The organism is Micrococcus porci (assembly GCF_020097155.1).
GTDB classification, from domain to species: domain Bacteria; phylum Actinomycetota; class Actinomycetes; order Actinomycetales; family Micrococcaceae; genus Micrococcus; species Micrococcus porci.
Window position 1 is genome coordinate 1,540,439 of the sequence record NZ_CP083691.1, and the last position, 21,991, is coordinate 1,562,429.

General features: G+C 75.3%; 15 protein-coding genes. 8 read left to right on the top strand and 7 right to left on the bottom strand.

The window, feature by feature from the left end; genetic code table 11:
- Positions 1–94: 94 nt before the first annotated feature.
- Complete coding sequence (locus KW076_RS07360) at positions 95–1,621, bottom strand: leucyl aminopeptidase (RefSeq protein WP_224354703.1); 1,527 nt, start codon at positions 1,619–1,621, stop codon at positions 95–97.
- Positions 1,622–1,813: 192 nt separating this feature from the next.
- On the opposite strand from KW076_RS07360, the gene KW076_RS07365 reads away from it, so the two are divergent.
- From KW076_RS07365 to KW076_RS07375, 3 genes are all read left to right on the top strand, one after another.
- On the top strand, positions 1,814–2,788 hold the full coding sequence (locus KW076_RS07365; RefSeq protein WP_224354704.1) for a PAC2 family protein: 975 nt from the start codon (positions 1,814–1,816) through the stop codon (positions 2,786–2,788).
- 37 nt (positions 2,789–2,825) lie between these two features.
- On the top strand, positions 2,826–3,947 hold the full coding sequence (locus KW076_RS07370) for a DUF4192 family protein (RefSeq protein ID WP_286670215.1): 1,122 nt from the start codon (positions 2,826–2,828) through the stop codon (positions 3,945–3,947).
- Between the two features lie 164 nt (positions 3,948–4,111).
- Entirely contained in the window at positions 4,112–5,653 is a 1,542-nt protein-coding gene (locus KW076_RS07375) for an RNA polymerase sigma factor (protein WP_224356808.1), read from the top strand.
- A gap of 90 nt (positions 5,654–5,743) precedes the next feature.
- Here the strand turns inward: KW076_RS07375 and KW076_RS07380 are convergent, their stop codons facing one another.
- Positions 5,744–5,959: a DUF7455 domain-containing protein gene (locus tag KW076_RS07380; RefSeq protein ID WP_224354705.1), complete on the bottom strand. Its 216-nt coding sequence runs from the start codon at positions 5,957–5,959 to the stop codon at positions 5,744–5,746.
- Between the two features lie 227 nt (positions 5,960–6,186).
- Here KW076_RS07380 and KW076_RS07385 point away from each other — a divergent pair, with 227 nt between their 5' ends.
- Positions 6,187–8,292: a DNA gyrase/topoisomerase IV subunit B gene (locus KW076_RS07385; RefSeq protein ID WP_224354706.1), complete on the top strand. Its 2,106-nt coding sequence runs from the start codon at positions 6,187–6,189 to the stop codon at positions 8,290–8,292.
- Positions 8,293–8,368: 76 nt separating this feature from the next.
- Positions 8,369–8,893 (top strand): hypothetical protein, encoded by a 525-nt coding sequence (locus KW076_RS07390; protein ID WP_224354707.1) that lies wholly within the window; start codon positions 8,369–8,371, stop codon positions 8,891–8,893.
- Between the two features lie 76 nt (positions 8,894–8,969).
- Here the strand turns inward: KW076_RS07390 and KW076_RS07395 are convergent, their stop codons facing one another.
- From KW076_RS07395 to KW076_RS07415, 5 genes are all read right to left on the bottom strand, one after another.
- Complete coding sequence (locus KW076_RS07395; protein ID WP_255718711.1) at positions 8,970–10,034, bottom strand: NAD-dependent epimerase/dehydratase family protein; 1,065 nt, start codon at positions 10,032–10,034, stop codon at positions 8,970–8,972.
- 5 nt (positions 10,035–10,039) lie between these two features.
- Positions 10,040–13,012 (bottom strand): alpha/beta fold hydrolase, encoded by a 2,973-nt coding sequence (locus KW076_RS07400; protein ID WP_224354709.1) that lies wholly within the window; start codon positions 13,010–13,012, stop codon positions 10,040–10,042.
- A 21-nt stretch (positions 13,013–13,033) separates the two neighbouring features.
- Complete coding sequence (locus KW076_RS07405) at positions 13,034–14,074, bottom strand: 3-oxoacyl-ACP synthase III (protein ID WP_224354710.1); 1,041 nt, start codon at positions 14,072–14,074, stop codon at positions 13,034–13,036.
- A 113-nt stretch (positions 14,075–14,187) separates the two neighbouring features.
- Positions 14,188–15,171: a M56 family metallopeptidase gene (locus tag KW076_RS07410; protein WP_224354711.1), complete on the bottom strand. Its 984-nt coding sequence runs from the start codon at positions 15,169–15,171 to the stop codon at positions 14,188–14,190.
- 12 nt (positions 15,172–15,183) lie between these two features.
- Complete coding sequence (locus tag KW076_RS07415) at positions 15,184–15,573, bottom strand: BlaI/MecI/CopY family transcriptional regulator (RefSeq protein ID WP_350354976.1); 390 nt, start codon at positions 15,571–15,573, stop codon at positions 15,184–15,186.
- A gap of 118 nt (positions 15,574–15,691) precedes the next feature.
- Here KW076_RS07415 and KW076_RS07420 point away from each other — a divergent pair, with 118 nt between their 5' ends.
- The 3 genes from KW076_RS07420 to cydC are packed head-to-tail and all read left to right on the top strand — an operon-like array spanning position 15,692 to position 21,963.
- Positions 15,692–17,272: a cytochrome ubiquinol oxidase subunit I gene (locus tag KW076_RS07420; RefSeq protein ID WP_224354712.1), complete on the top strand. Its 1,581-nt coding sequence runs from the start codon at positions 15,692–15,694 to the stop codon at positions 17,270–17,272.
- A gap of 30 nt (positions 17,273–17,302) precedes the next feature.
- The gene (gene cydB / locus KW076_RS07425) at positions 17,303–18,325 is read left to right on the top strand and encodes a cytochrome d ubiquinol oxidase subunit II (protein ID WP_224354713.1); all 1,023 of its coding nucleotides are present in this window, start codon (positions 17,303–17,305) and stop codon (positions 18,323–18,325) included.
- Positions 18,322–21,963 carry a thiol reductant ABC exporter subunit CydC gene (gene cydC, locus KW076_RS07430; RefSeq protein ID WP_224354714.1) on the top strand — a complete coding sequence of 1,214 codons (3,642 nt, stop codon included), beginning with the start codon at positions 18,322–18,324 and terminating at the stop codon, positions 21,961–21,963. Before cydB ends, cydC begins: the two co-directional genes overlap by 4 nt.
- The last annotated feature ends 28 nt before the right edge of the window (positions 21,964–21,991 follow it).

The window sequence follows — 21,991 nt, forward strand, 5'->3', positions numbered from 1 at the left end:
AGGTCGGGTGTGTGTGGAGTCGTTGGCGATGCCCTCCGGCCGCACGGTCCCGGGATCCGCCGGGGGTGCGGCGTGGAGGCGTCTTCGTGAAACCTTACCCGGCACGTCCCGCGATGAGACCCACCAGGGTGCGCACCATCGTGCCGGTGGCGTCGCGCGGGGTGTAGCCGTAGGCGGCGGACTCGTTGAACGAGGGGCCGGCGATGTCCAGGTGCGCCCAGGGCGTGGGGGACTCGGCGCGCTCCGCGGCGGGGCGGCCGGCGTCGACGAACTCGCGGAGGAACGCGGCGGCCGTCATCATGCCGCCGAACCGCTCTCCCATGTTCGAGATGTCCGCCACCCGCGAGTCCAGGGAGGGGCGCAGCTGCTCCGGGATGGGCATGGGCCAGGCGAGCTCGCCGGCCGCGCCGGCCGCGGCCACGACCTCGTTGCGCAGGGCCTCGTCGCCCATGACACCGGTGTGCCGCACGCCCAGGGCGACCAGCTGGGCGCCGGTCAGGGTGGCGACGTCGAGGACGGCGTCCGGTCGCTCGTCCGTGGCGGCCACGAGGGCGTCCGCCATGACGACACGACCCTCGGCGTCGGTGTTCATCACCTCGACGGTCTTCCCGCCGTGCATGGTCAGGACGTCGGAGGGGCGCAGGGCCGTGTCCGAGGGCATGTTCTCCGCCATGGCGAGCCAGCCGGTCACCCGCACGGGGATCTCCAGGGCCGCGGCGGCGCGCACCACGGCGAACACGGTGGCGGCGCCGGCCATGTCCGACTTCATCGTCATCATGGACGCCGGGGGCTTGAGGGAGATGCCGCCGGTGTCGAAGGTGATGCCCTTGCCGACGAGGGCCACGTGTGCGCGCGCGCCGGCCGGGGCGTGCTCCACGCGCACCAGGCGCGGCGGGCGCGAGGAGCCCTGGCCGATGCCGACGATGCCGCCGAAGCCCTCGGCCGCCAGCTGCGCCTCGTCCCAGACGCGCACGTCCACATCGGTGCCCTCGAGGTCCCCGACGACGGCGTCGGCGAAGGAGGCGGGGTACAGGTGGGAGGGCGGCGTGTTCACGAGGTCGCGGACGGCGCAGACGGCGTCGCCGATCACGGCGGCGCGGCGCAGCACGGGCTCGGAGGCGGACGCCGGGAGGGGGGTGACGAGTTCCACAGTCGACACGGGAGCGCGCCCGGGCGTGTCGCCGGCGGACGTGAACGCCGTGAACGCATAGGCGCCCAGCGCGGCGCCCTCCGCGACGGCGGCCAGGCGGGACGGGGTGTCCGCCGGCAGGGCGAGGGCCACGGACTCCGTGCCGGCCAGGGAGCGCACGGCGGCGCCGGACGCCTGGCGGAGCGCCTCGTCGTCGGCCCCGCCGTCCTGGTCCAGGTCCCCCAGACCCACGAGAACGAGCAGGGGCCAGCGGGAGCCGGACAGGCCCGGCAGGCGGTGCACCTCGTCCGGACGCCCCTTGACCTCGAGCAGCTCGAGGGAGGACTCGAGGGCGACGGCGGCCTCGTCGGGCAGCGCGTCCGTGAGCAGCAGCGGCCCGTCCGGGCCGGCGCCGACGCCGACGACGACGGCCGGCGCGGTGACCTCCGCGAGCGATCGGGCGATGAGGGTCGGGCGTTCCTGCGAGATCACGGAGGGATTCCTTCCTGGAGGGGACGGTGCGTCGGGGCGCGTGGCCGCAGACGATGGCGGGTCCGCACCGGGACGTCCAGCCCATCCTAGCCAGGGCGGAATACGGGGCGACCCCGGATCCGTTGCCCCTCCAGAGGCACTCGGCCGCCCGGCGCGGGCGCAGCGGAGCCACGGACGAGGAGGACAGGACAGGTGCAGGACCCCACACAGCTCTACACCCGGCACGACGCCGCACCCGGGGACGCCGTGCCGGACGGGCTGGGCGTGCTCGTGACGCTGACGGGCCACCTCGACGCGGGGCACGTCGGCCGGCAGGTCGGCGCGGGGCTGCGGGAACGGCTGGCCCACCGCACGGTCGCCCGCTTCGACGTCGACCAGCTCCACGACTACCGCGCCCGGCGGCCACGGATCCGGTTCGACCGCGAGCGCTACACGGACCTGCGGATGCCCGCGCTCGACGTCGAGCTGATGGAGGACCTGCTCGGCCACCCGTTCCTGCTGGTGGCGGGGCCGGAGCCGGACATGCAGTGGGGCCGGTTCACCGCGGCCCTCCTGGGCCTGCTGCAGGAGTGGGAGGCCTCCTCCGCCACCTTCCTGGACGCCGCGCCGCTGCCGGTGCCCCACACCCGCCGCATCGGGGTGACCACCCACGGCAGCCGCGCCGACGCGCTCGAGGGCCTGTCCACGTGGAGCCCCGAGGCCGACGTCGTGGCGGGGCTCGTGCAGGTCCTGGAGCTGCGGGCCGAGGAGGCGGGGTTGCCGACGGCGGGCTACACCGTGCACGTGCCGCACTACGTGGCCGAGGCGGGCTACCCCCAGGCGGCCGTCGCCGCGCTCGAGTACGCCGGCGCCTCCCTGGACCTCATGCTCCCCACGGACGAGCTGCGCGACGCCGCCCGCGAGGTCGACGCGGAGCTCGAGCGGCAGGTCGCCGGCTCGCCCGAGGTCCAGACGATGATCACCGGTCTCGAGAAGAACTACGACCAGAACTCCGAGGGCCAGGAGCGCTCCCTGCTGGAGTCCCACGGCGAGCTCCCCGACGGCGACGAGCTCGCCTCCGCCGTGGAGGCGTACCTCGCCGAGCGGGACGAGTCGGTCCAGCCGCGGCCGACGACTCCTGCACAGGACGACGAGGGTCCCGCCCCGTCCCCGGACCCGCAGGTCTGACCGGCGGGGTGGGGTGCGGCCCCGCACGCTGGAGGGCATGGATCACCCTCCCGCCGTCCCGTCCGCCGTCCCCGCCGGGGTCACGCCTCCCCACCTGCCGGTCCTGCGGGCCCGTGGGGTGGACGACCTGCTCGGCTACGCGTTCCACGTCCTCGGGACCGAGCCGCGCGAGTCCATCCTCCTGGTGACCCTCGCGCGGGCTCGGCTGCGCGCCGTCGTCCGGGTGGACCGGCCCGGACGGGAGACGCCCCCGGCCGCGAGGCACTGGGCCGAGGCCGTCGCCGCGGTGGCCCGTCGCGACGCCGCGGCCGACGCCGTCGTCTGCGTGAGCCTCACCGGCCGGGCGGGCGGACTCGAGCCGCCCGGCTGGTGGCCGCCCCTGGTGCGGGCCCTGCGGGACCGGGGGATCCCGGCGCGGGAGGGATGGGGCGTCGTCGCCGGGCACGCCGCCCGCTGGCCGGTGGAGCCGGGCGCAGGCCCCGGCCCGCTGGAGGAGGTGGATCCCCGCCACTCCGACCTCTCCCTGCACCTGATCGGCGCGGGCTCGGTCTGGGGCCTGCGCGCGGGACACCGGTCCGTGCCCACCCCCGCGGCCCTCGACCCGGCCGCCCCGGACCGCCCGCACTGGACGGCGGCCCGCGCCCGCCCCGAGGCGCCCGGACCGTGGCTGGCCGCGTGGGAGCGCGTCCTGGACGGAGGCGGGCTGCCCGAGCGCCCCGCAGGACGGGCCCGCCTCGGCGCCGGGCTCGAGCACCCCGCCCGGCGGGACGCCCTGCTGATCGCCGCCGCCGGTGCCGCCGCGGACGAGCTCCCCGCCGCGGAGCGCGCCGCGCTCCTGACCGGCACCCGCGACCCCGGGCCGGACTGGCGACGCCTCGACCGGCTCTGGGACGCCCTGCGCGCGCTCGCGGCCGACGCGCCGGCGCCCTGCGCCGCGCCGGCGCTCGCCCTCGCCGCCTGGATCTGCTGGGCACGGGGCGAGGGCACCGCGGCGGGCGCCCACTTGGACGTGGCGAGGCGGCTCGCCCCCCGGGATCCGCTGGTCGGGGTGCTGAGGCGGATCCTGGACGCGGGGGCCGTCTGCGCCTGGGCGGCGGATCCCCGCCGCGCCTGGACCCCGTGGGATCCGCAGGACCCGGCGTCCGGCATGAGAGGATGAGGCGGTTCGACGCATGCCGAGGCGGTTCGACTCCGCCCGCGGAGGAATAGACGCCGGCCTCCCCGTGTTGAGCACTTCGAGACCCTGCACTCCACGGGGCCGCCGACGCCGTCGTCGGTCCGTGGACTTGACAGGGTCACGTGCATATGACGCCGTGCTCCGCGATGACGGCGGGCACCCCGACGGAAAGGCCTCGAGTGACCACTTCGACGACCAGCGGCAAGCAGGACGGCAAGGAGACCGCCGCCTCGACCACGACGGCCGCCGCCGCGAAGAAGACCACCACCGCGGCGAAGAAGAAGACCACCGCCGCCGCGGCGAAGAAGCCCGCGGCCGCGAAGACGGCCTCCGGCGCGTCCACCGCCGCGAAGAAGACGACCGCGAAGTCGACCGCCGCCCAGGCGACCACCACGCGCGGGGCGACGACCAAGAAGGCCGCCGCGGACGCGGAGACCGAGGCCGCGCCCGCCGCCGCGCCGCGCAAGCGGACCTCCACGGCCACGTCGACCGCCAAGGCGGCCCCCAAGAAGACGACGCGCGCCCCCAAGAAGACCGCTTCCAAGGCCGTGGCCGAAGAGGAGCTCGTCGAGGAGGAGGACCTCGAGCTGGACGCCGACGACGTCGCGGAGCAGGCCTCGCAGGACGGGGACGACGCCGACGCGGACGGCTCGGACGCCCCCGCCGCAGAGGACCTGGTCGCCACCACGGAGAAGCCCGCCGAGACCGCCGCCAAGGGTGCGTTCGTGATGGACAACTCCGAGGACGACGCCCCGGTCCAGCAGGTCGTGGTGGCCGGCGCCACCGCCGACCCCGTGAAGGACTACCTCAAGCAGATCGGCAAGGTCGCCCTGCTCAACGCGGAGCAGGAGGTGGACCTCGCCATGCGCATCGAGGCCGGCCTCTACGCCGAGCACCACTTCGCCGAGAACCCGCCCGAGGACTACCGGCTGCGCCGCGACGTCGAGCTGATCATCGCCGACGGCCGCCGCGCCAAGAACCACCTGCTCGAGGCCAACCTGCGCCTCGTCGTCTCCCTGGCCAAGAGGTACACGGGCCGCGGCATGCTGTTCCTGGACCTCATCCAGGAGGGAAACCTCGGCCTCATCCGCGCCGTGGAGAAGTTCGACTACACCAAGGGCTTCAAGTTCTCGACCTACGCGACGTGGTGGATCCGCCAGGCCATCACCCGCGCCATGGCGGACCAGGCCCGCACCATCCGCATCCCCGTGCACATGGTGGAGGTCATCAACAAGCTGGCCCGCGTGCAGCGCCAGATGCTGCAGGACCTCGGCCGCGAGCCTACCCCGGAGGAGCTGGCCAAGGAGCTGGACATGACCCCGGAGAAGGTCGTGGAAGTCCAGAAGTACGGCCGCGAGCCCATCTCCCTGCACACGCCCCTCGGCGAGGACGGCGACTCCGAGTTCGGCGACCTCATCGAGGACTCCGAGGCCGTGGTCCCCGCGGACGCCGTGTCCTTCACCCTGCTCCAAGAGCAGCTGCACTCCGTGCTGGACACGCTCTCCGAGCGCGAGGCCGGCGTGGTCGCGATGCGCTTCGGCCTCACCGACGGCCAGCCCAAGACCCTGGACGAGATCGGCAAGGTCTACGGCGTCACGCGCGAGCGCATCCGTCAGATCGAGTCCAAGACGATGTCCAAGCTGCGCCACCCGTCCCGCTCCCAGGTGCTGCGGGACTACCTGGACTGATCCGTCCCGCACACGACGACGGCCCGTCCCCTCCACGCGGAGGGTGACGGGCCGTCGTCATCAGGGGCCGGCATGAGCCGGGCCTCGGTCTCAGGCGGCGGTGGAGCCGTCCAGCTCCTCGGTCTGGTCCTGCCACAGGGCCGCCTGCGGGCGGAGCGAGGCCTCGACGCCGCGGGCGTGATGGCCGCAGAAGAGCAGCTCGCCGCCGGAGGGCAGCACGGCGCGGACGTAGGCCTGGGCGCCACAGCGGTCGCAACGGTCGGCGCGGGTGAGGGCGGCCGGTTCGGCCACGGCGGTGATGGACATGCGTCCTCCTCGTCTTCGTTCGGGTCAGGGGCGCGGAGCGCGCCGCATCCTGTCCACTGGAACGCCCAGCATGGCACCCTCCTTCCCGGCGCGGGCTCCGAGCCCCGCTGTTTCGCCACCCGCGTACGCGGCGCCGGTGCCGCCGCGGCCGAGGGGCCACCGTTGTCACGTCTGTCGCGCCGGTAGGCTGGGACGACCCCGCCGCCGCCCCGGAAGGACCGCCCCCTGTGCCCGCGAACACCGAGTACTCCGCCCGCCACCTCTCCGTTCTGGAGGGGCTCGAGGCGGTGCGCAAGCGTCCGGGCATGTACATCGGCTCGACGGACTCGCGCGGGCTCATGCACTGCCTGTGGGAGATCATCGACAACTCCGTGGACGAGGCCCTGGCCGGCTTCGGCCAGTCCATCGACGTCACGCTGCACCCGGACGGGTCGGTCGAGGTCGCGGACAACGGCCGCGGCATCCCGGTGGACGTGGAGCCGCGCACGGGGCTGACCGGCGTCGAGGTGGTCTTCACCAAGCTCCACGCCGGCGGCAAGTTCGGCGGCGGTTCCTACGCGGCCTCGGGCGGCCTCCACGGCGTGGGTGCCTCCGTGGTCAACGCCCTGTCCTCCCGCCTGGACGTGCAGGTGGTGCGCGGGGGCAAGGTCCATCAGCTCTCGTTCCGGCGCGGCGAGCCCGGTCGCTTCCAGGACGGCTCCCGCCCCACCCCGGACGCGCCGTTCGAGCCGGCCGCCGACGCCGCCCCGCTGGACGTCGTCGGGAAGGCCAAGCGCGGGCAGACCGGCACCCGCGTCCGCTACTGGGCGGACGAGCAGATCTTCACCCCGGACGCGACGTTCTCCATGGAGGACCTCCAGGCGCGCGCCCGGCAGACCGCCTACCTCATCCCGGGCTTGCGCATCGCGGTCACCGACCTGCGGCGCCTCACGGGCACGGCGGGGGAGGCGGGGCCGGTCCAGGAGGTCTACCAGTACGACGGCGGCATCGCCGAGTTCGTGGACCACCTCACCCCCGCCAAGCCGGTGACCGACGTCTGGCGGATCCAGGGCTCCGGCACCTTCACGGAGCGGGTCCCGGTGCTCGGCGAGGACGGCCGCACGCAGATGCAGGACGTGCAGCGCACCTGCGAGGTGGACGTGGCCCTGCGGTGGGACGTGGGCTACGAGACCGTGTTCCGCTCGTTCGTGAACATCATCGCCACGCCCAAGGGCGGCACCCACCAGTCCGGCTTCGAGTCGGCGCTGCTCAAGGTGTTCCGCGCCCAGGTGGAGGCCGGCGCGCGCCGTCTGAAGGCCGGCTCGGACCGTCCGGACAAGGACGACGTCCTGGCGGGCATGACCGCGGTCCTCACCGTGCGCCTGGCCGAGCCGCAGTTCGAGGGGCAGACCAAGGAGATCCTGGGCACCCCCGCGGTCCGCAGGATCGTGGCCCGGGTGGTGGAGAAGGAGCTCACGGCCCTGCTGACCTCCACGGCCCGCGGCCAGAAGCAGCAGGTCGGCGCGCTTCTGGAGAAGGTCGTGGCGGAGATGAAGTCCCGCATCTCGGCCCGCACGCACAAGGAGAACCAGCGGCGCAAGAACGCCCTGGAGACCTCCACGATGCCCGCGAAGCTCGCGGACTGCCGCTCCAACGACGTCGCCGCCTCTGAGCTGTTCATCGTCGAGGGCGACTCCGCCCTCGGCACCGCCAAGCTGGCCCGCTCCTCCGACTTCCAGGCCCTCCTGCCCATCCGCGGCAAGATCCTGAACGTCCAGAAGGCCTCGGTCTCCGACATCCTCTCCAACGCCGAGTGCGCGGCCCTGATCCAGGTGGTCGGGGGCGGCGCGGGGCGCGGCTTCGACCTCGACGCCGCCCGCTACGGCAAGGTCATCCTCATGACGGACGCCGACGTCGACGGCGCCCACATCCGCACCCTGCTCCTCACCCTCTTCTTCCGGTACATGCGCCCCATGGTGGAGGCCGGCCGGGTGTACGCCGCCGTGCCGCCGCTGCACCGCATCGAGGCCGTGACCCGCGGGAAGAAGGAGCGGGAGGTCATCTACACCTACTCCGAGGCGGAGCTTCACGAGGTCCTCGCACGGCTCGAGGCCGAGGGCCGCACCTACCGCGAGCCGATCCAGCGGTACAAGGGCTTGGGCGAGATGGACGCCGACCAGCTCGCGGAGACCACCATGGACCCCCGCCACCGCATGCTCCGCCGCGTGACCATCTCCGAGGTGGAGGCCGCGGAGAGGGTGTTCGAGCTGCTGATGGGCTCCTCGGTGGCCCCGCGCAAGGCGTTCATCGTCTCGAACGCGGACGAGCTGGACCGCGAACGCATCGACGCCTGACCCGCACCGCCGGCCAATCCTCGCCCCCCGACCCCGCCCCTCATGGACGCACCCCTGGCCTTGCTATGCTCCCGCCATGGACGCCGTGGCTCAGAATACAGGTCGACGAGTCGGCGAGCCCCTCACGGAGCGCTCCGACGCTGGGACGGGCCACACCGCCGCTTCTCAGGGGAGGGACGGCACGCTCCGGGGCGATGCCCCCGCCTGGCGCGCCGCCGGCGTGGGCGCCGCGTTCGGGCTGGCCTCGGTGGTGTGCAGCCTGCAGGACCACCTCGCCGAGTGGTCAGCCATCGGCGGGGCGGCCGCCTTCATGGCCCTCGGCCTGCTGTCCATGACGGGGCTGCGCTTCGTGGTGGACCAGGAGAAGGCCAGGAGGACCGTCTTCTACGCCGGTGAGCGACAGGGGGCCTGGTTCCTGCTGAACTTCCTGGGGATCTTCCAGATCCCGCGGTTCCTCATCTCCGGCATCGCCGACCCCACCGGGCTCGTGCTCGCCGCCGCGGGGCTCGGCATCGTGGTCGCCGTAGCGAACCAGGCCCTCGTGAGCCGGTACATGACCGGCCGCCGCCAGCCGGACCCGGAGCCCGTCCCCCTCGGGTGAGGCACGGCGCCCCTGCGGTCCCCACAGGACGGCGGGCGCCCGCTCGTCCTGGTGACGTCCTCCCGCCTCCGGAGGGTCAGCGGTCGCGGTAGTACGCCGCCAGGCGCAGCAGGCCCTCGTCCATCGAGACGGACGGCGTCCAGTCGAGCACCTCGCGCGTGCGGCGCTGGTCGAACCAGTGCGACGTCGACAGCTGCTCGGCGAGGAACTCGGTCAGGGGCGGCTCGCCGTCGGCGGAGCCGCGCCCGGAGGAGCGGACCCCGAAGAGGTCGCGCTCCCACGCCCGCTCGATGAGCGCGCCGGCGCGGCGGGCCACGCCCGCGGGCACGGTGCGCTCGGGCTCCGGGGCGCCGCCGGCGAGCGCGATCCGGCGGATCAGCTCGCCCACGGGGCGCGGCTCGCCGTTGGTCACGACGAGGGCCTCGCCGTGGGTGTGGTCCACCGCGGAGACCGCGGCCACCACGGCCTCCACCGCGTTGCCCGTGTAGAGCGTGTCCACCAGCGCCGCGCCCGAGCCCAGCACCGGCATCCGGCCCTCCCGGGCCCGCTGCACGATCCGGTCGGTGAGCTGCAGGTCACCCGGGCCCCACATCAGGTGCGGCCGCAGGGCCAGCACCCGGAAGTCGTCGGCGTCCGCGCCCAGGGCGATCAGCTCGCCGGCCGCCTTCGTGCGGGCGTAGGGGCCGCGGGCGTGCTCCGGGTCCGCCGGGCCGGCGCCCTCGCCGACGATCGACGCGCCGGCGTGGGCGACCGACGGGGACGAGACGTGCACGAACCGGTGCACACCCCGGCGCCGCGCGGCGTGCACCAGGATCCGGGTGCCCTCCACGTTCACGGCGGCGAACTCCTCCTCGGGCCCGCTCACGGAGACCTTCGCGGCGACGTGCACCACCGTGTCCACGCCCTCGAGTGCGCGTTCGACGGCGGCCGGGTCGGTCACCGAGCCGAGCACGTCCACCGCGCCCGGCACCCCGGACGGCCGGCGCTGCAGGGTGGTGACAGGGTTGCCCGCCTCCGCCAGGACGCGCGCGACGCCCGAGCCGAGCAGGCCGGAGGCGCCCGTGACCAGGACCCGCCGGTGCTCCACCCGTTCGGCCAGCTGCAGCAGACCGTCGTCCCCGAGGTGGACCTCGAAGCCCATGCGGCTCACAGCCCGTCCACCGTCCCCCCGGCGAGCACGCCCTCGGCCCAGCGGGCGACCCGGGGCCGGTCGATCTTGGAGTTGTGGCGGATGTCCGTGGGGATGTGGTCCGCCACCAGCACCGCCGCCACGGGCAGCGGCTCCAGCGCGGAGCGCACCGAGGCCGCCAGGGCAGTGGGGGCCAGGCCCTGCTTGGGCCTGCCGTCCCGATGGTGGCCGGCGCGGCGGGGCGGGCGCGCCGCCGGGACCGCGGCCTCGACCACGACGACGACGGCCTGCGTCCCGGCCGGGCCGACGCCCACCACGGCGGAGCGCGCGACGGGCCCGAGCGCGTCGACGACGCCCTCGGGGCCGCCGGGCGCCAGGGGGCGGTCGGGGGTGGTGAGCACGTGCTGGGCGCGACCCTCGATCCAGACCCGGCCCTCGGCGTCGAAGTGGCCGACGTCGGCGGTGCGGTGCCACACGCGGCCGTCGCGGCGGATCAGCCCGTCGCGCTTGGACTGGTGGTCCGTGAACCACAGGGCGTCGTAGCGGTCCTTCAGGTGCGGCGCGGAGACCACGAATTCGCCGAGGACGCCGTGACCGGCGGCCGGATCCAGGGTGACCTCCTCGGGGGTGCCGTCCTCCGCCAGGGGGGCGATGCGGAACTCGACCGTGGGCAACGGGGAGCCCACGCACACGCCGGCGTCGTCGGCGCGCCGCAGGGCGTGGATGGTCTCGCCGTCGATGTTGGCGAGGAGGAGCCCCTCTGTCATGCCGTAGGGGGTGTTCACCTCGGCCTCCGGCATGAGCGCGGAGACCTGGCGCAGCAGGGCGGGGTGGACGGGGGCGCCGGCCGAGAGCACCTGGCGGACCTGACGCAGGGCCGTGCGCTGCTCGCCGCTGAGGTCCCCGGCCGTGGCGACCACGTTGGCCAGCGCGGCGGGCGAGGCGAAGAGCACGGAGGACTGTCCGGCGATCGCGGCGTCGGCCAGGGCCGCGGCCGTCAGCGTGGCCGGCTTGGTCACGTCCATCACGGGGGAGACGGACGCGGCGCCGAGCGCGGGCCCCAGCAGGGCGAAGGGCGCGAAGCCGGCCAGCAGGGAGGCGCCCGGGCGGATGTCCAGGGTGCGCGCGATCAGCCGCACGAGGTGGCCGAGCCGCTCGTGCGTGTACACGACACCCTTGGCGGGACCCGTGGAGCCGGACGTGAACAGCACCGCGGCGTCCGCGCCGAGCTCCGGCACGGGCAACGGCGCGCCGGCGGCGTCGCGGGGAACGCCCAGCTCGGGGGCCCGGTGGCGGTCCACCATCGCGTAGAGGGAGTCCGACACGTCCAGCAGGGCGCGCTGCGGTGCGGCCAGCGTGGAGACGGACAGGCGGGTGCCCGGCCAGTTCTGCGCGCGGGCCAGCGTGAGCCCAGCGGTCTTCCCGATCACCCAGCGCGGGCGGGCGGACTTCATGGCCCGGGTCATCCCGGAGACGCCCAGCCCCTGGTCGGCGACGACCGCGACGGCCCCGACGCGCAGCACGGCGTAGAGGGCGGCGGAGAGGTCGCGGCCGGGCGGCACCAGCATGGACACCCGGTCGCCGGGGCGCATGCCGGCCTCCCACAGGCCCGTGGCGATCGCCGAGACGGTCTCCTGGAACTCGCCCCAGGACACGGCGACGGGGCGGCGCGCCCCGCCGAAGAGGGCGCGCGAGGTCTCGGCGCCCGCCATGTCCACGAGGGCGGTGTACTCCCGCATGGGGGAGTCGGGCGCGCCCCAGTCCTCGAGCCGGTCCCACAGCCGGGGCAGGCCCGCCGGGGACCCGGCCTCGGAGGCGTGGTCGGCGATGTCCACGTGCACGCCGCGCGAGGCCTCCGGCAGCAGCGGCAGCGCCGAGGTCCGCGGGGCGGCGTCGTCCGCGTGGGGCCGCGGCCCGGGCAGCCCGGAGGCGGGGTCCGCCAGCAGCCCGGCGGTCAGCAGCTGGGCCCACGTGAGCAGCGGGGTGACGACGTCGCGGTCGTCGATCAGCAGGTGCCCGGCCTCCTCGTAGCGGTGCACGCGAGCGGCGGGGAGCCGGTCGCGGAGGTCGTCGAGGTAGCGGTCCAGGAAGACGGGGTCGTCCGCACCCCACTGGATCAGCGCGGGCGTCCCCTGCGCGCCGAGCGCGCTGACGCCGGAGGAGACCTCCTCCAGGGCCGCGTGGCTGCCGTGGGAGGCGTCCACCGGGATGTCGGCGACGAACCCGCCGACGCCGCCGCGGCGCTCCGCCGAGGGGTAGGGCAGGTGGTAGGCGGCGCGGACCTCAGGGGCGAGGGAGGGCTTGGCCAGCGAGGTGGTCACCGCGATGAACGCGTCCGTGCTCACGGTGGAGGCGGGCAGCACGGGTCCGGCCAGGGCGGCCTGGAGGGGCGCGGGGATCTTCGCCTGCGGCGGCTGGTGGACCGCCGTGTTGAGTGTGGAGACGCCGGCCACGACGTCCCGGTGGCGCCCGGCCCAGCCGAGGGAGACGACGCCGCCCCAGTCGTGGCCGAGGGTGATCAGCGGGTGGCCCGTCGCGGCCAGGTCCGTGAGGCCGAGCGCGGCGGTGAGGGCGTCGAGGTCGTCGAGCCGGTCCCCGAGGGAGCGGTAGGTGCTGCGGGCCCGGCCCATCTCGGAGGGGGTGGGGGAGGCCGGATGCTCGAGGCGCTCGGAGTAGCCCATGTCGAGCTGGTCCGGGGCCACCACGCGCCAGGCCTGCTGGCCGCGCCGGGCCCGGCGGGTGGTCTCCGCCAGGAGGGCGCGCCACAGGTAGGACCAGGTGGGGTTTCCGTGCACGGCGAGGATCGTGCCCGCGAGCTCGGCGCCGAGGGCGGCCAGCTGCGGCCCGTTGTCCGCGACGTGCAGGGTGCGCTCGACGCCGGGCAGGTCCGCGGCGGAGCGGATGGTCACGAGTCGCGACCAGTCGGGGTCCCAGCCGGGCAGCTGGTCGAACGGGGGGAGGGCGGCGGGGGCGGCGGGGATGCGCGGCATGGCTCTGGGCTCTCCTTCAGCTCACCACTGGATCTCGAGCATGGCGGTGTTCAGGCCCGAGCCCACGCCCAGGCAGACGACGGCGTCCCCGCGCCGGAGCGAGTCCTGCTCGCGCACGAGGGTGATGGGCAGGGAGGCCGGGCCCACGTTGCCCAGCACGGGGAACGTGGTGGGCAGCTTCTCCAGGGGGATGCCCGCGGACTCGGAGATGGCGTCCGTGTGCATCTGGCTGACCTGATGGGTGACGTAGCGCGCGGCGTGGTCCCAGCCCCACTCCGCGGGCACGTCGTGCCACGCGTCCATGACGAGCTCCAGCCCGTCCTTCAGGAGCGCGTTGGAGTCGGTGAACATCCCGTTGTGGTCGCCCACGCACAGCTGGTGGTGGTCGGTGCCGGCGCGCGTGATGCCGCGCAGGATCCGGTGCGCGTCCGGGTGCTCATCCGTGCGGCCCACCACGGCGGCCGCGGCGCCGGAGCCCAGGGTCAGGGAGGCGAACTGCTCCATGAAGTTGCCGCGGACCGTGGTCTCGGCGTGCAGGTTCGCCACGGTGGAGGCCTGCACCTTGGAGGCGTCCTCGGCGGCGACGACGACGGCGTAGTCGATCTGGCCGGCGTCGACCATGGTGGAGGCGAGCATGAGGCCGTTGACGAAGCCCAGGCACGCGTTGGTGATGTCGAAGTTCGTGGCGGAGGTGGGCAGGCCCATCAGGTCGTGGATCCGCACGGCCACGGACGGCTCGAGGGTGGCCCGGGTGACGGAGGTGTTCACGAGCAGGCCCACCTGCCCCGGGGCCACGCCGGCGGCGGCCAGGGCGGCGGTGCCGGCCTCCGCCGCGGCCTGCTGGAAGTCCTTCTGCGCGTCCCATGCGCGGCGGACCTTCACGCCCGCGACGCGCTCGAGCAGGTGCCGTGGCAGGCGCAGGCGGGTGAGGACGTCGGCGAGCTGCTCGTCCAGGTCGTCCGAGGTCACCTCGAGTGGGGCCTGCACCTCGGTCACGGACAGGAGGGCGGCGCGGGAGAACTCGAAGCTGGCGTTACCGGACACGTGGGGGACCTGGACCATTCTGCTCGGGGGGCTGTGACCGCCCGGACCGAGCGGTCCGTTCACTCTAACGGAGCACCCGGGGGGTGACCTGGCCTGGGGTCCTCCGTTCGCCGGCGGCATGGAGGACGAGGTCAGGCGGGACCGAGGATCACCGCGAGGACGGCCAGGGGCAGTGCCAGGCACGCCGCCGCCGCGGCCCCCGCGACGGCGCCCGGCACCGGGGCCGGCGGGTCCAGCAGGCGCGCCACGCGGCGCCCGAGCCCCCCGGACTCCGCGTCCGGTTCGGCATCCGGCCCGGACGCCGAGGCGCCGGGGGCCTCGGCCGGCCGGACCGTGAGCGCCAGCGCGCGGGCGAGGACGGGGGCCGGCGCGGTGCGGCGGGCCGCGTCGTCGGCGAGCATCTCCGTCACCAGCACCACGCCGGCGCGCGCCGTCTCGGCCGAGGGCAGCCACGCGCAGGCCCGGGCCCAGCTGGCGAAGGCCAGGCGGAGCAGCCCGTGGTGCTGGGCCAGGTGGGCGCGCTCGTGGAGGAGCACGGCGCGCAGCTCCTCCGGGGAGAGCCGTTCCAGGAGCCCGCGGGAGACCACGGTCAGCGGGGTGCCGCCGCCGGGGACTCCGGGCACGCAGTAGGCCAACGGCAGGTCCACGGGCAGCTCGCGCGCCCCGCGGGGGCCTCCGGGCCAGTCGTCGGCGCGCTCGGGGTCCGTGGCGATCAGCTCGAGCGCCGCCCGGTGCCGGGACCGGGCGCGCAGGGTGCGCAGCGCCGTGACCGCGGTGGTGAGCAGCAGGTGCAGGGCCACCGTCAGCCCGGCGCCGACGGCGAGCAGGTGCACCTCGGCCGGCGCCGATCCCGGCCGCGCGATGCCGGAGTCCGGTGAGGTGAGGTCGGCGAGCAGCGCGGGGACGGCGTCGAGCAGGCCGTCCCCCCAGGGGTGCAGCCCCCAGAGGAGGGGCGTGCCCACGAGCGCGAGCCCACCGGCGAGGGCGACCGCCTGCCAGGCGAGCACGGCCAGCCCGGGGGAGCGCGAGGGCCAGGCGGCCCGCCCGAGCAGGACCGGGACGGGCCCGGCGAGGCACAGGGCGACCGCCGCGAGGACGAGCACGGAGAAGGACACCCCGGTGCCCGCTCAGGTCAGCAGGCGGCGCAGGGCGGCCGCGTCCGCGTCGGAGATGCCGCCGACGAAGGCGGCCAGCACCGCCTCGTGGTCCGGGCTGGACCCGAGGATGTCCTGCAGCAGTCCCGCCGCATGCTGCTCGCGGGTGCGGGCGGCGGCGAACACCTGGGGGCGGCGGGCGCCCACCCGGCGGACGTGGCCCTTGGCCGTCAGGCGGGAGAGGGCGGTGAGGACGGTGGTGACCGCGGGGGCTCCGTCCTCCCGCTCGAGGCGGACGCGCAGCTCCTGGGCGGTCAGGCCGTCGGGGTGGTCCCAGAGCGCGTCCAGGACGGCGCCCTCGAGGCGGGCACGGGCCATGGTCTCACCTCCGGGATCGGCGCGGGCGGGGAGCGGACGGTCCACGATCCTAGGCGATCGACTCGCCACGGACCATGTTCTACACGGTGTAGAAGAGGGGCTACCCTGGACGGGATCCCCCGGCCGCATCCCCGGCCGTCCGCCGTCCCAGGAGCACCTCACCGTGGATCCCCTCGAACTCGCGCGGTGGCAGTTCGGCATCACCACCGTCTACCACTTCCTCATGGTCCCGCTGACCATCGGCCTCGGCCTCGTCGTCGCCGTCCTGCAGACCCTCTGGGTCCGCACCGGACGCGAGCACTACCTCCGGATGACCAAGTTCTGGGGCAAGCTCTTCCTCATCAACTTCATCATGGGCGTGGCCACCGGCCTGGTGCAGGAGTTCCAGTTCGGCATGGCCTGGTCCGAGTACTCGCGGTTCGTGGGCGACGTCTTCGGCGCCCCGCTCGCCCTCGAGGCCCTGATCGCGTTCTTCCTCGAGTCCGTGTTCCTGGGCATGTGGATCTTCGGCTGGGACCGGCTGCCCCGCAGGCTCCACCTCGCCGCGATCTGGTGCGCCGTGATCGGCGCCCACCTCTCCGCCTACTTCATCATGGCCGCCAACGCGTTCATGCAGCACCCGGTGGGCTACGAGGTGGTGGACGGGCGCCCCGTCCTGAACGACATCGTCGCCGTGCTGACCAACCCGATCGTGCTCACCCACTTCCCGCACACCATCGCGGGCTCGTGGGCCGTGGCCGGCGGGTTCCTGCTCGGCATCAGCTGGTACCACCTCTGGAAGCGCCGCCGCGACGGGATCGACACCGTCGACGCCGAGGGGCGCGTCGTCGTCGGGACGACCGGCTCGAAGGCGCGCGACGCGCTGGACCACCGCGTGTGGATCACCTCGCTGCGCGCCGGCGCGGCCGTCGTGATCGTCGGCTTCCTGGGCACCGCGTTCACCGGCCACGCCCAGGCCCAGCAGATGATCCACTACCAGCCCACCAAGATGGCGTCCGCCGAGGCCGCCTGCCACGACGGCACCGCGTTCTCCGTGCTCACCCTCGGCGACGTGAACACCCCCGGCGCCACGACGTGCGACGACGTCACGGGCGTGATCGAGATCCCCGGCCTGCTCTCCTTCCTCGCCTACAGCGACTTCACGACGCCGGTGCCGGGCATCACCACCCTCCTGCCGCAGTTCGAGGCGCGCTACGGCACGCAGCTGCCGGACGACCCGATGTACGGCGAGCGTGCCGGCCAGGAGATCTCCTATCTGCCGCTCATGGAGGTGACCTATTGGGGCTTCCGGCTGATGATCACCTTCGGCGGCCTCGCCGCCCTGGCCGGTGCGCTGACCCTGTGGATGACCCGCAAGGGCACGGTGCCGGACTCGAAGCCCTGGATGATCACCGCCGTCGCCTCGATCGGCGCGTCCTTCGCGGCGAACGTCGCCGGCTGGGTCTTCACCGAGATGGGCCGCCAGCCGTTCGTCGTCTACCCCAACCCGGCCATGGGCGTCGATGAGGTCTACATGTTCACCGCCGCCGCCGTGTCCCCGGGCGTCTCCGGCGAGGAGGTGCTCACGTCCCTGATCGTGTTCGTCGTCCTCTACGCCGTCCTGCTCGTGGTGGAGGTCGCCCTGCTGGCCCGCTACGTGCGCGGCGGCGTCCCCGCCGGCATGCCGGAGCTGACGGCGGACGAGCACCGCGACCCCGACGACGACCGCCACGACCGCGACGACGTGCTCGCGTTCGCCTACTGACCCCCGACACGGAGAGAGAGGACCGCTCCCATGACCGAGGCCCTGCCCGTCTACTGGTTCGTCATCATCGCCGTGCTCTGGCTCGGCTACCTCGCCCTCGAGGGCTTCGACCTCGGCGTGGGCATGCTCATGCAGGCGTGGGCGCGCGACGAGCGCCGACGCCGCGTGCTGCTGAACATCATCGGCCCCGTGTGGGAGGGCAACGAGGTGTGGCTGATCACCGCGATCGGTGCGATGTTCGCCGCGTTCCCGTTCTGGTACGCCGCCCTGCTGTCCACGCTGTACATCCCCATGCTCCTGCTGCTGTTCGCCCTGATCCTGCGGGCGGTCTCGATCGAGTACCGCGGCAAGGCGCAGACCGACCGCGTCCGCGGCATCTGGACCTGGTGCCTGGCCGTCGGCTCCTTCCTGGCGGCGTTCATCGTGGGCGCGATGCTCGCCCTGACCACCACCGGCCTGCCCCTGGACGCCCACGGCGACCGGGTCGGCGGCCCCTCCGCGTGGCTGAACGGCTGGGCCGTGCTCGGCGGCCTCGCGGTGGTCGGCTTCTCGATCGCCCAGGCCTGGGCCTTCATCGGCCTGAAGACCGACGGCGCCCCGCGCGTCGCCGCGGCGCGCTTCCTGCGCACCTGGACGCCGGTGGCCGTGCTGCCGATGCTCGTGTGGGCGCTCGCGGTCCTGGTCCGCGGCGACCGCCCGGGGGCGTGGATCCTCCTGCTCCTGGCGCTGGCGGCCGTGCTCGTCTCCGTGCTCGCCGCCCGCGCCGGGCGCGAGGGCGTGGCCCTGGCCGGGCTGACCGGGTTCGCCGCCGCCACCTGGAGCGCCGTCATGGTGGCCCAGTTCCCGGTCCTGACGCCGTCCGCCGTGGACCGGGCGTACGACCTCACGGCCCAGGTCTCCTCCTCCGGCTCCTACACGCTCGGCGTGATGGCGGTGGTCAGCCTCGTGTTCGTCCCGATCGTGCTGGCGTACTCGGCGTGGTCCTACTGGGTGTTCCGCCACCGCGTGAAGGAGACGCACATCCCCGAGTCCCACATCGTGGAGCCCGTGTGACCGACCGCCCACCCCGGCGCCGCGGCCGGGTCCGCGCGGGACGCGGCCCGGGCCCGGGCCTGGACCGCCGCGCCCGCCGGGCCGTCGGCGTCATGGCGCTGCTGGCCGGCGTGCGCGCGCTCGGCTGGATCCTGCTGGCGGAGTCGCTGGCCCGGCTGCTGACCTCGCTGGCCATGACCCTGGACCCGGAGGCGTCCGCGCAGCTGTTCCAGCTGCTCTTCATGCCCCCAGCCCCGGTCGGCCCGGTGGGGCCCGTGGCGGACGTCGCCGGCGTCGTCGTGCTGGGGGCCGCGGGCGTGGTGCTGCGCGCCCTGGCGGACCAGGGCCAGCACGTGGCGGGCCGCCGCGCCGCCCTCGGCGCCCAGGTCGGCATCCGGCGCGAGCTGGTGGCGCATCGGCTCGCCGCCACGGACGGCACCCGGCCCCGCTCGGGCGCGGACGCCGTGCTCGTCACGCACGGGCTGGCCGGCCTGGACGACTACTACACCGAGGTGCTGCCCGCCCTGGCCTCCGCCGCCGTGGTCCCCCCGATGCTCGGCGTGTGGATCCTGACCCGGGACGGGGTGTCCGCGGCCGTCGTGCTGCTCACGGTGCCGCTGATCCCGTTCTTCATGGTGCTGATCGGTCGGCACACCCAGGAGCGCATCGCCGCCGCCCAGGACGGCCTCGACCGCATCTCGGGCCAGCTGCTCGAGCTGGCCCGCGGCCTGCCCGTCCTGGTCGGGCTGCGCCGGGCCGGCGTCCAGCGACGCGCCCTCGAGAAGGCCTCCGAGCGGTACCACGCGGCCACCCTGGGCACCCTGCGCACGGCGTTCGTCTCCGGCCTCGCGCTCGAGCTGATCGCGTCCCTGTCCGTGGCGATCATGGCCGTGTTCATCGGCGTGCGGCTGGTCTACGGGCAGATGGACCTGTACTCCGGGCTCGTGGTGCTCGTGCTCGCCGCCGAGGTCTACCTGCCCCTGCGCGAGGTCGGTTCCGCATACCACTCCTCCGAGGACGGCCGGGCCGCCGCGGAGCGCGCGGCGGCCGCCGTGGCCGAGCCCGTCCCGACGCCGGCCCTCGCCTCCTTGGCTTGGCCCGGCCCCGAGACCGGCCAGGACCACGGGACGGACGGCGGGATGGACGACGGGATGGACGACCGGACCCCCGCCGCGGGGACCGTCCTCCTGCGCGACGTGTCCGTCTCCCGCGGTCCGCGCCCCGTGGTGCGCGGGGCGGACCTGACCCTGCGCCCCGGCGGGCTGACGGTGCTCGGCTCGGCCTCGGGCGCGGGCAAGTCGACCCTCCTGCACCTGCTCGCCGGCGTGCTCCGGACGCCCGACGTCGCCGTCTCGGGGACCGTGGCCGGGGTGGACTCGGACCGCACCCTCTGGGTGGGACAGCATCCCCGCTTCCTCGAGGCCACCGTGGACGCCGAGCTCGACGCGGCCGCCGGGGGAGCGCTCGCGGCCCCGGTCCGGCGTGAGGTGCTGCGGGCCGCGGCGCTGGCGGACTTCGGTGCGCGGGCCCCGCACGAGCTCAGTCCGGGGGAACAGCGGCGCGTGGCCCTCGCGCGGGCGATGTCCCGCCTCGCCGCCGACCGAACGGCCGTGGAGACGCGGCCGTGGCTTGTGCTCCTCGACGAGCCCACGGCCCACCTGGACGACGCCTCGGCCGCCGTGGTCCGGGCCACCGTGGGCGCGCTCGCCCGGGGTGCCGTGCCGGGCCTGCCCACGCCGCCGGCCGCCGTCCTGGCCGCCTCGCACGACCCGGTCCTGCAGCGGGCTGCGGACGCCCTCGTGGACGTGGAGGGCCGTCCCCTCGCGCCGGGCGCGGACGCCGCCCCGTACGCCGACCCGGACGCCGCCGGGCCGCCGCTCGCGGCCGGGGCGCCGGACGATGCCGGGCCCGGGGACGCTCCCGACGCGCCGCGGGGGGAGGGTTCCGAGGGTCGGCCGAGCCTGCGCGCCGTCCTCGCCGTGCTGCCCTGGGGGGCGCCCCGGCTGTGGGCCGGCGTCGGATGGGCGACCCTGACTCACCTGGCGGCCGCCCTGCTCGCGGGACTGTCCGGCTGGCTCATCGTCACCGCGGCGGGCCGGCCGCCGATCCTCTATCTGCTCTCCGTGATCGTCCTGGTGCGCGGGTTCGGCCTGTTCCGCGCCGTGTTCCGCTACGCCGACCGCCTGGCCACGCACGACGCCGTGCTGCGCTGGGCCTCCGAGCTGCGCCTGCGGCTCTGGGACGCCATGGGCCGTCGCCCGGCCCTGTGGAGCCGGCTCTCCCGGGCCGACGGCGCGCTCTCGGTGCTCCTGTCCGACGTGGACGCCCTGCGCGACGCCGCGCCCCGCGTGCTGGTGCCCGTCCCGGCCGCGGTGCTGGCGTGGGCCGTCACCGCCCTGTTGATCGGCGGGCTGGCCCCCGAGCTCGCCGTCACGGCGCTCGTCCCGGGGGCCGTGGGGCTGCTGGTCATCCCCGTGGTCGTGGCCGCGCTGGACCGCCGCGACACCCTGCTCACGGCGCGGCGGCGCGCGGCCCTGCTGGACCGCGTCTCCGCCGTGCTCGGCGCGGCCCCGGACCTGCACGGACTCGGCCGGACGCGTGAGGCCGCGGCCGCCCTGACCGCGTGGGACGAAGACCTGCAGAGGCCGCAACGGCGGGCCGCCTGGGTGGCCGGCCTCGGCCGGGCCCTCGCGGTCCTCGCCTCCGGCGGGGCGGCCCTGGCCGCCGCCCTGACGGCCACGCAGACCGGCACGTCGACGCCGGTCGCCGCCTTCGTCGTGTTCCTCGCCCTGTCCTGGGCCGAGCCCCTCGGCGCCCTCGCCCAGGCGGCGCAGCAGACCGGGACCCTCGTGGACCAGGCGCGGCAGGCCGCGGGTCTGCTCGGCGTGGAGGACGAGGCCGCATCCGGCGCGACGTCCGCCGCCCCGGACGAGGCGGCAGCGTCGGCCGCGGGGTCGTCCGCACCGGCCGGGCGGATCACGGGCGTGCGCCTGGAGGACGCCGCCTACGCCTATCCGGGCTCGACGCGCGTGCTGTGGTCCGGCCTCGACGTCGCGCTGGAATCCGGGCAGACCGCCGCCGTCACCGGCCCCTCGGGGGCGGGCAAGTCCACTCTGCTGGCCGTCCTGCTCGGGTTCCTGACGCCGACCGCCGGCCGGCACCTGCTCACCGTCGAGCGGGACGGCGTGAGCCGCGAGGCCCCGGCGGACCCGGCCGCCCTGGCGCGGGTCGCCTGGACCCCGCAGGACGCGCTCGTCTTCGACTCCACCGTGCGCGGCAACCTGGCCCTGGCCCGGGACGCCGACGACGCCCCCACCGATGCCGAACTCGCGGACACGCTGCGCCTCGTCGGCCTGGGCCGCTGGCTCGACGCCGCCCCGGACGGGCTGGACACCCCCGTCGGCCCCGGCGGGGACCGCCTCTCCGGCGGCGAGCGACAGCGCCTGGCCGTCGCCCGCGCCCTCGTGGCCCGCGCCGACGTCGTGCTGCTGGACGAGCCCACGGCCCACGTGGGCCAGGACGAGGCCCTCGCGCTCATGGCGGACCTGCGCCGCGCGCTGGCCGGGCGGATCGCGGTGGTGGCCACCCACGATCCGCGGGTGGCCGCCGCGGCGGACGTCCGGGTCCGGCTCGGAGGAGACGCGGCCGGTCACCCCTGACCCCGGCCCGCCCGGCCGGGGCGCCGGC